This window comes from Aldersonia kunmingensis (genome assembly GCF_001646865.1).
Taxonomy (GTDB): Bacteria; Actinomycetota; Actinomycetes; order Mycobacteriales; family Mycobacteriaceae; genus Aldersonia; species Aldersonia kunmingensis.
The window spans coordinates 25,027-38,333 of sequence record NZ_LRRB01000198.1; the positions used below are offsets into that span (position 1 = coordinate 25,027).

Consider the following 13,307-nt stretch of genomic DNA (forward strand, 5'->3'; position numbering starts at 1 on the left):
GGAACGAGACAGTTGGGGTGTCAAGGACCCAACTAACCGCGTTGTTCTTCGTCAGCTTCAGCCTTGGGCAAGCACCGGCCAGCCCGCAGGATCGAGCGGGCAACCAGCCCCCGGTACATGCCCGCGTCGATGCAGGACGACACGAGCACTCCCGTCAGCGATTCCATGCGCGCCCGGTACTGCCTGCTGGTGTAAGCGCTCCACAATCCGCGGGCTCGGCCGATCCCGATATCGCGGTACGCGCGCGAATCGAGCGACAGCGGGCCGAGCGACACGATCAGCGCCGCAGCAAGCACCTCCTGAACACGCCGCCAGCTCGGCAGCCCCCGAGACATGGCGTCGCCGAGTTCGTCCCATCCATACCGGATGTGCAGCTGCCGGCTGGCGGAGTGCACGGTCATCACCTGTCGCACGTGCGGCTGCAGGTCCGGGCGGGCGGCGACGGGATGGGCCAACGCATCGACGAACTCGTCGGCGAGGAGTCCGAGCACCTTGGCGAACGGCCCGTTCGGCGACATCAACAGCACCCGCGCGAACCGGTTGCTCAGGCCGGGGCGCAGGTACGGCTCGACCCCGATGCGGTTGACCAGACGGCTGAACATCGTGACGTTGCGGGCTCTGTCATTGATCATTGCGAGCTGGAATCGCGTCCGGTCGTCGGCCAGTGCTCGCTCCTCCATCGCAGATCGGAACGTCAACATCGAGGCCGCATTCTCGAGATACATTGCGGCGGTGAGGAGTACGACGAGTTCGCGCCTGCCGAGCTCGACCTGCTGCTGTCGGTTCAGCGAGCGCCACAATCGCGTGCCATAGACGGACACCAGCTCATCCGGTATCCACGGCGAGCCGACAGTGGGCGAACGGTCCCAGTCGACATCGAGTTCGCCGTCGTAGGTCTCCTCGGCCGCCGCGAAGAGGAGCTGTTGAGCGGCCTTTTGGCGATCGGCGACGCTTCGCCGACGCAATACCGGCCCGCCGGTGACCGTGTAGGGCCGATGAAACCTGATCTCACCGTCTGCCATCGCACCTGCTCGATTCCCCGAAGGTGGCCTTGCCTAATTGCGCTGTACCCAAGGAAGCGGTTACCCCAACCGTGAGTATCACATACCATCGGTCCACGGTCCGAGGGAACGGAAAGGGCCAACAATGAGCGAGAGATTCCCGCACAGCCCGCATGCAGGCTCCGACTACATCGGCGAAGCGACGATCGTCATTCGTGGTACCGAGGTGCCCGCCGAGATCGAGCTGCGGGGCTATCGTGAGCCGATCGACGGGGTGTACCGATGGATCGGCCGGATCGCGCCGAACGACACGCTTACGGCGATCCTCGCCGACAAACCGCGGGTCAGGGCGACAATTCGAACGCCACACAGCGCTCGCGAGGCATACATCGGCGACCCGGACCCATGGAATCGCTACCGGATCATGGGCAAGAGCACGCCGCCCTACCACGTCCCCACCGACCTGGATGAGGTCGAGATCGAGGGCGGCGCCACGTAGGGCCGAGAAGGAATTTCCTAAAGCTAGGGAATCAATTTTCCCGAAACCTTGACGCCAAAGTGTGATCTGGCACACACTACGAACCATCGGTATCGGCTACTGAAGGTAGCTCTTTGTGGGGGGCGGGGGAGTTCTCGAACACCGGCCGCCGGTTGTCGAACGCTCGACACCACGGGGGAGGTTCACGCGTGGTGAAACTCACGAAGAGGTGAGGTCTTGCGCGCAACATTTGCGGTCGCAGGTTGCACCGCGGTGCGATGTCAACGGTGAACCCCGCGCATGAGGCGCGGCCTACCCCGATCGCGACGTCCGAGTCCGCTTCACGGATCGTCCGAGAGAACTTCGCGAGCACCCTCACTTCCGCATTGCGGACGTTCGGCCGGGTGGTGGACCTGGCCCAGGAGACAATTCGCGGCACCGTCACCGACGTGCTGGCCCGCCGCTTCCAAGGGCGCGAAATGCTCCGGCAGGCCTGGTATCTCATCACCGTGACGGCCATCCCAGCCATCCTCATGGCAGTGCCATTCGGCGTCGTGGTATCGGTGCAGGTGGGCAATCTGATCCACCAACTCGGCGCCGACTCGATGATCGGGGCCGCCGGCGGACTTGGCGTGATCCAGCAGGGTGCGCCCATCGCCACCGGACTACTTCTCGGCGGCGCCGGTGCCTCGGCCATCGCGTCGGACCTCGGTGCACGGACGATCCGTGAGGAGATAGACGCGCTGCGCACGATGGGGATCAATCCTGTTCACCGACTGGTGATTCCGCGGGTATGGGCGATGATGCTCGTCGCTCCCCTGGTGAACATACTGATCGTTTTCGTCGGCATCATCGCCGGATACGCGGTCGCCATCGGCCCGCAGGGCGTCACACCCGGCAGTTACTGGGCCACCTTCGGGTCTTTCACAGTCGTCGCGGACGTCTGGTTGTCATTGATGAAGGCGATGCTCTTCGGATTCATCGTGGTGATCATTGCCTGCCAGCGAGGACTCGAGGCAAAGGGCGGGCCGCGCGGTGTGGCCGACGGCGTCAACGCCGCGGTAGTCCTGTCGGTCGCCGCGATCATCGTCGTCAACATGGTCATCACCCAGGTCGTGACCATGTTCCTACCGGTACGGGTGGCGTAATGACACCGAGCGCACACGCACCCTTCGGACTGCGCAGCCTCAGCGGCTGGGCCCGCCCGCTCCGAATCTTCACCGCGCCTGTCGAGGCGGTCGGGTTCGCTGCGAGTTTCACCTGGGAGGCCTTGGCGGCCATACCTTTCACACTTCGGCGCTACCGCAGTCAGACCGTGAAGACCATCACGGATATGACCTGGGGCCGCGGCTCGGTAATCGTCGGAGGTGGAACGGTCCCCGTTCTCGTGGTGCTCGGTATCGCGATCGGCGCCGGTATCGGCATCCAGACCTTTTCGGCACTGAACATGCTCGGCCTCGGACCCGTGACGGGCGTGGTGTCCGCGTTCGCGAACACCCGCGAATTGGCCCCGATCGTCGCCGCAATCGGATTCGCCGCACAGGCCGGCTGCCGGATGACGGCGGAGATCGGTGCGATGCGGATATCCGAGGAGATCGACGCGATCGAGTCGCTCGGCCTTCGTTCGGTCCCCTTCGTGGTCACCACCCGCGTCATCGCCGGCGCGGTCGCAATCGTGCCGACGTTCATCATCGCGCTGATCCTGAGTTACCTGGCGTGTTCAGCGGTCGTCGTGCTGGTTCACGGCCAGGCCTCGGGCGTATACGACCACTACTTCTACCAATTCACGAGTGCCTACGACCTGCTCGCGGCAGTGATCAAGATCCTCGTGTTCGGTGTCGCGATCATCCTGATCCATTGTTACTACGGCTTCTTCGCCACGGGCGGCCCCGAGGGCGTGGGCCGGGCGTCCGGGCGGGCAGTGCGAACCAGCTTCGTCGCCATCATCGTCCTCGACATGGTGATGACCATCCTGCTCTGGGGCGTCAACTCGTCGATCGAATTCACCGGGTGATCGGATGCGCGACTACTCGATGCCAGGTACTTCGGTCGGCCGAAAGGGCGCCCTCATCGTCGGGTCGGCGCTGCTGATCGGCGCGCTGGTCAGCGTGGTGGCAGTTAACGCGTCCACTGGCGGGAACAACGACGATCAGCTGACCGTCAGCCTGCACACCGAACAGATCGGTGAGGGAATCGTTACGGGCACCAAGGTTCGACTCGACGGGGTCAAGGTCGGCGAGGTCGCGAAGATCTCCAGCTCCGAACTGGGTAGGCAAATGATCGAGCTCGATCTCGATCGAGACCAGACCGCAGCGCTCACAGACGAATTGAACGTGGACTACGCACCGGCAAACCTGTTCGGCATCAGCGCGGTCGTGCTGAAGCGTTCCGATGCCGGGGCGTTACTGCAGGACAACGAGACGATCGACCTGACGGGACCGAACGCCGACAGGGTCGGCAACTTCACGTTGGCAAGGCTGCTGCGAATGGTCACTTCGACGTCGGTCAATGTGCTCACACCGCAGCTCACCGACTTGCTGACGAAGTCGGCCGACGACCTGCAACAGTTCACACCGTTCCTCGAGTCGGTCGTGGTGCTCAGTCGGACGGTCGCCGAAACACAGCGGTACCTGCCCTCGTTCCTGATCGGCGAATATGCTTCGTTCCTCTACGGATTGGGCGCGTACACCTCGGGCACGCTCGGTCTGGTGAACGAGGTCATGAACATCGACATCCTGCGGTACCAACGAGACAAATTCGACGCCACCATCGCCATGATGGGAAAGGGTGCACTGCCCGCATTCGGTCGAATCGGCATCGTGAGTGGCGAATACACCAAGGGATCCACCGACAGTCTCACCCCGTTGCTCGAGGCAATGGTGGCGACGATGCCGAATCCGGCCCGGTCGACCGCACAGTTCGATGAATTGCTCGACCGCGTCGACCGCACCTTCAGCGACGGTCCGAACGGGCCGCAGGTCAATCTGGAACTCACCTTGCAAGGTGTTCCCGGTCTTGCGGTTCCGCTGCTCGGGCTGTTGCCGTCGATGCCCGGGGGGCCGCGATGACCAAGCTCTCCATCCGCGGAACCGCAGTACGCCTGAGCATCTTCGCCGCTGCCATGTTCGCGCTGCTTTTCATTGTCGTACAGGCGATCCAGCGGCCCGTGCAGGGCGAGACCGATACCTACCACGCGACCTTTACCGACGTGAACGGACTGAAGACCGGCGACGACATCAGGATGTATGGGGTCCAGGTCGGCAAAGTGCGCGAGATCGAACTCGAAAATGCCCAGGCAAGTGTGGAATTCACCGTCCTGAAAAGTCGGCCGATCTACGACTCCAGCGTGCTGGCGATCCGGTACCAGTCATTGACAGGGCAGCGCTATATCGACGTCCGCCAGCCGACCGATCCGGGCAATCCACTACCGGCGGAGGCGACGATCCCAACGGATCACACGGTGCCCTCGTTCGACATCACCCAATTGTTCAACGGCCTGGAGCCGATACTCTCCGAAATTTCACCCGGTGCGCTGAACCATTTCACGGAAAGCGTGCTCGCCACGATCGAGGGCAACGGTTCGGGAATCGGTCCCGCGCTGGACGCGGTCGAACAGTTGAGTCGGTACGTCTCCGACCGGCAGTTCGTCATTTCCACGCTCGTGTCCAACCTCGCGACCATCTCCGATCAGATCCAAGGAAAGTCACCATATTTGGTGATCCTCCTGCAGGGTATCGCCGACGTGTTCACCGAGTTCGAATCCCAGATCGACGGACTCATCGAATTCGCGATGGCAGCGCCATCGACCATGGGACCGCTCAACAGCATCATGCGCACACTCGGATTCACCGAAACCAACAACCCCGACCTGCGCCGCCTGTTCCCGGATCCCGACGAGGCAGTTGCCACCCTCGCCAGGCTTCCCGCCCTGCTCCAGGCGATGGCCGCGACGATCCCGGAGCCGATGCCCGCCGGTCAGCTCAACCTGACGTGTTCGAAGGGCGCGGCTACGGTCCCCGGCGAGTTTCAGGTTCTCATTGCCGGGCAAAGGATCTCGATTTGCAACCCATGACGAACGACCCGATGGGACCCCTCACCGCGCAGCCGAGTCGCCGCGGGAGATTCGGGCGCAGCTCGGGCACGAAGCCCCGCCTCCGATGGACACAAGTCGCGGAGGACCGCCGGCAACTCCGGCTCGGTATCGCCGGCGCGCTCTTCCTGGCAATGCTCGTGGTCGTGACCGGAGTCTTGTACGCGCTGCCGATCGGGAAGTCCACTTACGCAGCCGATCTCACTGAGGTTCAGGGGCTTCAGAAGGGCGCCGAGGTGCGGCTGGCGGGGGTCACCGTCGGCAAGGTCACTGGCCTCGAGCTGCAACCCGAGCGGGTCCGAATGAGCTTTACCGTCAATGACGACGTGTTCGTCGGGGACCAGACCACGCTCGACGTCCGGATGCTCACCCTGGTAGGCGGAAAATACGTGGCGTTGGTGCCTGCGGGCACTGAGCCTCTCGGGTCGAAAGTCATTCCATCCGAAAATGTTCGGCTGCCCTACAGCCTTGTGCGCACTTTGCAGGACGCCGCTCGGCCGATCTCCGAAGTCAACGGCTCGACGCTGCGCGAGAACGTGACACAGCTGCAGACCGCACTCGACAAGAGCCCCGACTCGCTGCGACAGATAGGCAGCGCGGTGGAGTCGCTCGTCGTGACGCTCGATAGGCAGAACGCCGAAGTGTCTCGGGCCCTTGCGGTTTCCGACGAGTACCTGACCGCCCTGAACCGCAGTAAGTCTCTCTTGGGCACCTTCCTCCGCAAGCTCGGGGGGATGCAGGTCCTCGCCCTCTCGAAGCAGGCCGAGATCGAGCTGTCGATGAAGGTTACCGCCGAATTGCTTGCGCGGCTGGCTGCGATCGAACCGACATGGCGCGAGTCGATGCAGCCGGTCCTGCACCAGCTGACCCTCGCGGGCCCGCAGATGCAGGAGCTGTCGAACAAACTCGGTGCTCAGGCCAACGAGTTGCAAGCGCTTCGCGATCGCCTCCTGGGCGCGGTCTCGGACGAAGGCGGCATCCAGCTCGACCAGTCGGACGTCGCTCTCTTCGCACCGAGCGTCTGTGTGCCGGTTCCGGGGAGGGGGTGCTGAATCATGAAGGGGTTCCTGGCATCACGAGGCCTGGTATCCGTGGTCGGCGCGTTGGTTGTCGCCGCACTTGCCGTGGTGGCGTACTTCGTCGTCATCAATCCCGTCGAGAGAACCAACGCGTATTGCGCGATCATGCCCGACGCGATCGGGCTTTATCCGGGCAACCACGTGACCATGCGAGGGATGCCGGTCGGCTCGGTCACCAGCATCGAACCCGAGGGAGCGGGTGTCCGCGTCGATTTCGACATGTCCGCGAAGTATCCGCTCACGGGCGACGTGATGGCGACGACGGTCGCCGAAACACTGGTGGCCGACCGCAATCTGGCGGTGGTCGGCGACGTCACCTCACCCCAGGAGTGGCCGGGCGACACCTGCATTACCAAGACATTTACGCCGAAGAGCATCACCGAAACACTCGCCGCGTTCTCCAAGCTGTCACAGGAACTCAGCGGCGACGACGATGCGAACAACCAGCGAATCCGTCAGAGCATCGAAGCCGTTGACGTCGCGACATCGGGCACGGCACCGCGTCTGAACGCTCTCATCAATCGACTCGCCGATGTGCTTCGCAGTCCGAACGCCGCGATCGGGCACATCGGGGCGCTGGTCGATTCGACCGGGTCGCTCGCCAATTCCATCGCGGCAAACTGGGGCGATATCAAGATCGCGCTGGTGAATTCCGGTCCTGGTATCGCGCTGATCAACCAAGTCTGGGACGAGGCCACGAAGACGACGGACTCGATGATCGTCCTGTTCCCGTGGTTCAACAGCATCACTCGCGAGTACGGCCGGCCCATCCTCGCCGGGCTCGATTCCTCAGCTCCATCTCTCAGCATGCTTGCGGCGCAGGTCGGCACGCTCGAGCAGCTCATCTCGATGGTGCCGTCGATCGCCAACGCCTTCGAGCAGGTGAGCGACCCGCAGACCGGACGCCTGCAGGTCACCTACGCGTCGCCGAAGGTGGCGCTGCCGGTCGCCACATCCGCCGCGGTCTGTACGGCGATCAACGGCGTGGCTCCCGGACAGTGCGGCCACAACGGCCTCGCGCAGGTGGATCTCGTGCCCTTGGTCCTCGGATTGGCAGGCGCGCAATGACAACCGCGCGCGTCACCCGCGCCCTCGCCGTGACGGCAATCGTCACCGTCCTCGCTGGCTGCGGATTCAATCCGGCGGACGTGCCGGTTCCGGGATCGTCGACGAGCGGTCCGACGTACCGCGTCCGGATCGAGTTCGCCAACGCGCTGAATCTGCCCGACCAGGCGAAGGTCATCGCGAACGGTGCGCGCATCGGCACGCTCCGCGAGGTGTCGGTTGTCGAGCCGACGGCGGGACAGCCCGGTCACGTAATTGCCGACATCGATATCGACGACGATGTCCGACTGCCTGCCGACACGACCGCGCAGTTACGTCAGAACACCCTGCTCGGCGACATTTTCATCGGCCTCGACACCCCCGCCGGCGATGCCGCCGCGACCATTCCGGATAACGGGACCATTCCGCTGCAGCAGACCGAACCGGCCACCCAGGTCGAGGATCTGATGGCAACGGTGTCGACATTCGTGACCGGGGGCGCGTTCCAGCGATTCCAGGACATCGTCGACAGCACCAACTCGATCATGCCGGAAGACCCGGTGCAGACCCGACAGATCTTCGACACCCTCGGCCAGGACACCCGGGACTTGGCAAACAACCTCAACACCGTCGACGCACTTCTCACCGCGGTCGAGACCGATCTGCACGCGGCGCTCGACAACCCCGACGCGATTGCGACCATCCTCTCCGAGCGCGGCGCCGCCGAGATTCCCGTCGATGCGAACTCGCTGGTGCAGGTTCTTGGCATCATCGGGGGCCTGGGCATCATCGCCGAGTCGATCCAATGGATGGCGCCGTTCCTGGCGCAGGCGGACGCGGCCACTCAGGCCTTCGCTCCGCTGCTGCTGGGTAATCAGCCGCTCGACACGAGCTCGCCTTCGAACATGAAGCGTATCCAAAGCTTGTTGCGCGACAAGATCATTCCGTTCGCGGAAGGTGGTCCGACGGTGAACATCAAACGCGTCCAGGTCGAGCCGGCTCCGGGCCAGCCGGTAGCGCGAGACATCCAGGTCGACCAGATCGTCGACGTACTGCGGATGATCGGAATAGTTCGATGAACAGAGTCGGCACGATCGCCTCGCTGGGCGCCATAGTGGCCATCCTCGTCGTCGGCGTCACCTATCTCGCGCTCGGCGTAGCCAAGGTGTCGTGGCCCGGGAACTCGGATATCAACGCCTCAATGGTGTTGTCCGACTCCGGCGGGCTGGTGCCGCGGTCCAAGGTACTGCTGTCCGGCATCGAGGTCGGCCGCGTCGCGGACGTCCGCCACGGCGGCGAGCAAGTCACGATCGACCTTCGGCTCGACGACAAATACCGGATTCCTGCGGCAAGCGAGGCACGGATCGAAAGTCTTTCCGGGTTGGGCGAGCCGTACCTCCAGTTCGTGCCGGCCGGCACCGCGGGCCCCTACATTGAAGATGGGCAATTGCTCGGCGCCAACCAGGTCAGTCTTCCCGCCTCAATGCCTGAGGTCGCCCAACAGTCGACCGCGCTTCTGCAGCAGGTTAATCCGGACACGATCAATTCCGTGGTGGCGACCTTTTCGAACGCGTTGACCGGTACCGAAGCCGTGATCCCACAAATTGCCCGATCCACCGATCTCCTCGCCGCGGCGCTGCTGAGTCGCACGGACGTGATTCGTAACCTCCTGCTCGATCTCCAGCGCAACGCGACCGACATGTCCTGGGCAGGTCCAGCCCTTGCCGAATCCGCCGCTCCCTGGCGGGCGTTCGGCCCGAAGACCGCAACCGCGATCGTTGGGTTCGGCCGAATGATCGCGATCGGAGATACGCCGAGTGACTACCTCATAGATCGGCCCAATGACGTCGGCCTGATCCCGTTCCTCGATCAGACATCCGATCGGCTTCAGAAGATCGGCCCCGATCTGCTGAAACTGACCCCGGTGATGGAGCCGCTCATCGAGCAGAACGTCAAGCTGGTCCAACAGCTTGATTTGGGGGCGCTCATCGAACAGGCATTGAACGCAACCAGCGAAGACGGCACATTGCGTCTGCAGATTCAGGTCAAATAGTCGAACAGTCCGTCGTGCCAATCGAGAATCGTGGGGGATTCACATGGCTTCAGACACCGCATCGGAAACGACTGACAACGAGACCACGGCAGCAGTCGATTCCGAGCGCGAGAGTCCACCGGAAAAGACTCGCGAAAGCCGCAGTGCCGTATCGGTGCCGGTGTCCACGATCGTCGCCGGATCAATCGCCGCAATCGCCGTCCTCATTGCCATCGTGCTCGGCGTGCTGTTGTGGATGGCCCGCAGCGATATCGCCGACACAGACGCGAAGGCCGCCGACGATCAGCACGCCGAACAGGTCGCCACTGACTACGCGGTCGGCGCCGCAACCATCGACTTCAAGGACTTCGACAGCTGGGTCGGACGGCTCAAGGCCGGTACCGCTCCCGAACTGGCGAACAAGTTCGACGCCACGGGTCCGAAACTGGAAGGGATTCTCACGCCCTTGCAGTGGACCTCCACGGCGACGCCCATCGCCGCAAAGGTCGAGTCGACGGACGGCGGAATCTACAAGGTCGACGTGTTCGTCAATGTGTCGTCGACGAATGCGCAGAACCCCGAGGGTGCACAGACGACGGTGACCTACAACGTCACCCTCGACAAGGACGCCGACTGGAAAATCACCGATGTCGGAGGCGTAAACGCAGCGCTCCCAACCAAGTGAGTTGAGGGTGAAATCGCTTTGGGCTGTGACTATTTAAGGGCAGGGCTATTTAAGGGCAGGGCTATTCCGGCGTCGCCATGGCGGCGATCATGCCGGGCACCGCACCCGCTAGCGGCGCATCGAAATCGATGTCGAGGCCGGCTTCGCGACCAGCGAGCTCGGTGATCGCCCGAACCGCGGGTTCGACATGCGCGACAAAGGAATCCACCGGATCGGGGCCGGATTCGCCGTTCATCCACCAGTCCGCTGCACCGGTGACGACGCCGACGACCATTCCGGCGTAGAGGTGGACGTTGTGGGACCGTCCACCGGCAGCCTCCAGCACTGTCGAGAGAATCTTCGCGATTTCATTCGCGATCGCCCGCGAGTTCTCCAACGCGTGACCACCCGGCGAGTCGATGCCGAAGAGTAGGAATTTGAAGACGTTGGGGTGGCCGATGATCAGCGCGGCGTACCCGGTGAGCGCGACGTTCACCAACTCCCCGACCGTGCCGACCGACGCCTGCCGCGCCTTCACCAACTCGCCGATCACGTCTTCCTTGGCTTGGTCGGCGATGGCCGATGCCAAATCGGCCTTGTCCTTGAAGAACCGGTAAATCGTCGGCTTCGGTACCTTCGCCTCCGCCGCGATCTCGCGCATGCTGACCTGCGGTCCGATTCGTTCGATCGCGCGCATTGCGGACTGGGCCAGTTGGCGGCGCATCTCCACGCGGTGTCCGGCCCATCGCTCGGTCCGCGCGTCCGCCACCACAACCTCCAGGCCTGCTGAGCTCGCCGAATAGAACAAAAGAACCTGCTACCGATGGTAGCGCATACCGCTACGGGTCGTGGTCCGCTACCAGTCCCAACCCTTGCCACCCGTGATGAGCATGCCGATCCCGATGCCGGCTGGAATCGACGTCAGAATGACCGCCCCGACGAAGATGTAGCCGCCAAACCTCATTCGGCCGCGTGTCACCGCCAGTGCGCCCACAACGGATAGGCGCACACACGTGGCAATTGCGACGATGGTGATCGTCGTAGTAATCCGGCTGATCACATCGATAAAGTCGATATTCGAATCATCGTGCTGTAGAGCGTCATACGCGACCGACCGCAGCGCGATGAACGATGCGAGGATCAGCGCAAATACTGCGCGCCGACCTATCGCCTCGTGAAACCTCTGGATGTCGGCATTCTTCTCAATGGCAAAGAAGGTGAATAGCGCACATCCGAGTGTCACCAACGCCAATCCAGCGACCACGCCGAAGAAGATGCCAACGACGTCCTGGAGCACGCCCTGCATGCTGGACGGATCAACGATCTTCTCGTGGAAGGCATGCGGCGCAGCCACGTCCACGATGAGGATCGCCGCCATGCCCAGGAAAATCAGGTAGTGCTGTCTGTCCCATACCCGGCGGTGCCAGCTACGGGAGGCTCGCGGCGCATTTTCAATGCTTTCGGAGGATGATTCGATTTCGGCGTCCGAAATTATCGAGTTCGGCTCATCGGGGCCAGCGGTATCTTCGCCCGCCTCCTCCGATGCTTTCCGCCGAGCCATATGCAACTCCAGAAGCCGCCTGCGGATGCTTTCTGAGGTCACATCGTACGGTGCTTACTGCTCGAGATTTGGTTGTTCGGCTACCGGCTACCCAGCAGCAGACGTTTCACCAGGGACTTCGAGCCACTTCCGCTCGGCCTGCTCTCGCAGGACTTCGAGGTTCGCCTGCATCTGCGGCCGCATGTCACGGTGGTGCGGAAGCACCTTGCCGTACAGCCAGAAGAACGCCCGCAGCGGCAGCTTGGTGACCCGATAGGAGTGCGTCACGCGCGTTCCGTTCTCGTTCGGCGCGAACGAATACGACCAGGTGGTGGAGTCACGACGAGAAGGGTCGAAGCGCTCCGGAATCGTGCGGAACGTGAACTCCACACCTGGCTCGCTCACGACCACCTCGCAGACTCGCGACCATCCGAGGCGCCCGGACTTGTTCCGCCCGCGGAAGCGGGCACCCACAGTCCCTGGAGCCCGTCCGGGCAACCAAGCGCACGAACGGCACTCCGGACTTCGCTCGCCAACCCGAGTGACGTCCGCGACGATCTCATACAGCTGCTCCGGCGAGGCCGCAATGCAGAGACTCACCGATCCCTCGTTGCGGAATGAACTTCCGCTGGGGATGGCGGCCGGTTCCGTCGAGGCAACGGCCCTGCGCTTCGCCCGCGGTGTCACTTCCACATTGCGTCCCCAGCGAGTACCGCAGGCGTGGCGATACGCCCGGCCGTAGCCATGCAGCAGCACGAACCGCATCATCACAGGAACCTGGTGGACAACCAGGTTGTACCTCTCCTCGTCGAGCCCGTCGATCAGCCAGTGCCCCTCGATAGCGAGTTCACCTTGTGATTTCGGCGCGATGTTCAGCGCTTGGTCGAGTTCATCCCACTGCGCACGGGTAAGGGTGCGCGAGACGATCGGCATCATCTCGTCCTCTTCCCTGCGCAAATGGGGCAGCAACTCGGACTCGAGACCATCGATGGCCGACGCCAGCGCCTCCAGCGCATCGGGGGACTCGTCGGCGCGGTAGCGCGTCGCCGTGGTCGCCACCCGATTGATCTCGACGACAAGGCCGGTGTGGTCGGCGTCCAGTTGATCGAGCAACGCAGCGGCGTCGGGATTCAGGGAACGCACGAGTGGCCAGAACCCGAGATCCTCGGCGCCGTGGTGCATGTGCAGGAAACGCATCATCCAGAGGACGTGGTCGGCGATGGCAACGCGCTGTGCGTCATCCGGCGGAGTGGTCGCGCTCAGAACTTCTCGTGTTCGACCGAGATCGCGGCGCAGGGCGTCGTGCACGATACCCATCATGCGGGTGTCGGCAGGTGCGTTGGATTGAATAGTCATGGCGGCGGCCCCTTTTCGCCGAA

14 protein-coding genes are annotated in these 13,307 nt (G+C 63.3%); 10 read left to right on the forward strand and 4 right to left on the reverse strand.

What is annotated here, in order from left to right; genetic code table 11:
• Positions 1-32: 32 nt before the first annotated feature.
• On the reverse strand, positions 33-1,022 hold the full coding sequence (locus A8G08_RS15460; RefSeq protein ID WP_068275720.1) for a diiron oxygenase: 990 nt from the start codon (positions 1,020-1,022) through the stop codon (positions 33-35).
• Between the two features lie 124 nt (positions 1,023-1,146).
• Between A8G08_RS15460 and A8G08_RS15465 the strand changes: the two genes are divergently transcribed.
• The 10 genes from A8G08_RS15465 (at position 1,147) to A8G08_RS15510 (ending at position 10,409) form a co-directional block, all read left to right on the forward strand.
• Positions 1,147-1,500: a DUF4873 domain-containing protein gene (locus A8G08_RS15465; protein WP_068275721.1), complete on the forward strand. Its 354-nt coding sequence runs from the start codon at positions 1,147-1,149 to the stop codon at positions 1,498-1,500.
• Between the two features lie 257 nt (positions 1,501-1,757).
• The gene (locus A8G08_RS15470; protein ID WP_068275724.1) at positions 1,758-2,627 is read left to right on the forward strand and encodes an MlaE family ABC transporter permease; all 870 of its coding nucleotides are present in this window, start codon (positions 1,758-1,760) and stop codon (positions 2,625-2,627) included.
• Positions 2,627-3,493 (forward strand): ABC transporter permease, encoded by an 867-nt coding sequence (locus A8G08_RS15475; protein WP_068275727.1) that lies wholly within the window; start codon positions 2,627-2,629, stop codon positions 3,491-3,493. Before A8G08_RS15470 ends, A8G08_RS15475 begins: the two co-directional genes overlap by 1 nt.
• Positions 3,494-3,497: 4 nt before the next feature.
• Entirely contained in the window at positions 3,498-4,547 is a 1,050-nt protein-coding gene (locus A8G08_RS15480) for an MlaD family protein (RefSeq protein WP_068275730.1), read from the forward strand.
• Complete coding sequence (locus A8G08_RS15485; RefSeq protein ID WP_068275735.1) at positions 4,544-5,551, forward strand: MlaD family protein; 1,008 nt, start codon at positions 4,544-4,546, stop codon at positions 5,549-5,551. Before A8G08_RS15480 ends, A8G08_RS15485 begins: the two co-directional genes overlap by 4 nt.
• The gene (locus A8G08_RS15490; protein WP_084436320.1) at positions 5,548-6,621 is read left to right on the forward strand and encodes an MlaD family protein; all 1,074 of its coding nucleotides are present in this window, start codon (positions 5,548-5,550) and stop codon (positions 6,619-6,621) included. Before A8G08_RS15485 ends, A8G08_RS15490 begins: the two co-directional genes overlap by 4 nt.
• Positions 6,622-6,624: 3 nt before the next feature.
• The gene (locus A8G08_RS15495) at positions 6,625-7,716 is read left to right on the forward strand and encodes an MlaD family protein (protein ID WP_084436322.1); all 1,092 of its coding nucleotides are present in this window, start codon (positions 6,625-6,627) and stop codon (positions 7,714-7,716) included.
• Positions 7,713-8,771 carry an MlaD family protein gene (locus tag A8G08_RS15500; protein WP_084436324.1) on the forward strand — a complete coding sequence of 353 codons (1,059 nt, stop codon included), beginning with the start codon at positions 7,713-7,715 and terminating at the stop codon, positions 8,769-8,771. The genes A8G08_RS15495 and A8G08_RS15500 overlap by 4 nt, the downstream gene beginning before the upstream one ends.
• Positions 8,768-9,745 carry an MlaD family protein gene (locus tag A8G08_RS15505; RefSeq protein ID WP_068275740.1) on the forward strand — a complete coding sequence of 326 codons (978 nt, stop codon included), beginning with the start codon at positions 8,768-8,770 and terminating at the stop codon, positions 9,743-9,745. Before A8G08_RS15500 ends, A8G08_RS15505 begins: the two co-directional genes overlap by 4 nt.
• 43 nt (positions 9,746-9,788) lie before the next feature.
• Entirely contained in the window at positions 9,789-10,409 is a 621-nt protein-coding gene (locus A8G08_RS15510; RefSeq protein WP_068275743.1) for a hypothetical protein, read from the forward strand.
• A 61-nt stretch (positions 10,410-10,470) separates the two neighbouring features.
• On the opposite strand, the gene A8G08_RS15515 is transcribed toward A8G08_RS15510, so the two are convergent.
• The 3 genes from A8G08_RS15515 to A8G08_RS15525 all read right to left on the reverse strand — a co-directional run bounded on the left by A8G08_RS15515 (position 10,471) and on the right by A8G08_RS15525 (position 13,284).
• The gene (locus A8G08_RS15515) at positions 10,471-11,157 is read right to left on the reverse strand and encodes a TetR/AcrR family transcriptional regulator (protein ID WP_157108597.1); all 687 of its coding nucleotides are present in this window, start codon (positions 11,155-11,157) and stop codon (positions 10,471-10,473) included.
• Between the two features lie 87 nt (positions 11,158-11,244).
• The gene (locus tag A8G08_RS15520; RefSeq protein ID WP_068275749.1) at positions 11,245-11,991 is read right to left on the reverse strand and encodes a hypothetical protein; all 747 of its coding nucleotides are present in this window, start codon (positions 11,989-11,991) and stop codon (positions 11,245-11,247) included.
• A 45-nt stretch (positions 11,992-12,036) separates the two neighbouring features.
• Complete coding sequence (locus A8G08_RS15525; RefSeq protein WP_068275817.1) at positions 12,037-13,284, reverse strand: hemerythrin domain-containing protein; 1,248 nt, start codon at positions 13,282-13,284, stop codon at positions 12,037-12,039.
• Between the last annotated feature and the right edge of the window lie 23 nt (positions 13,285-13,307).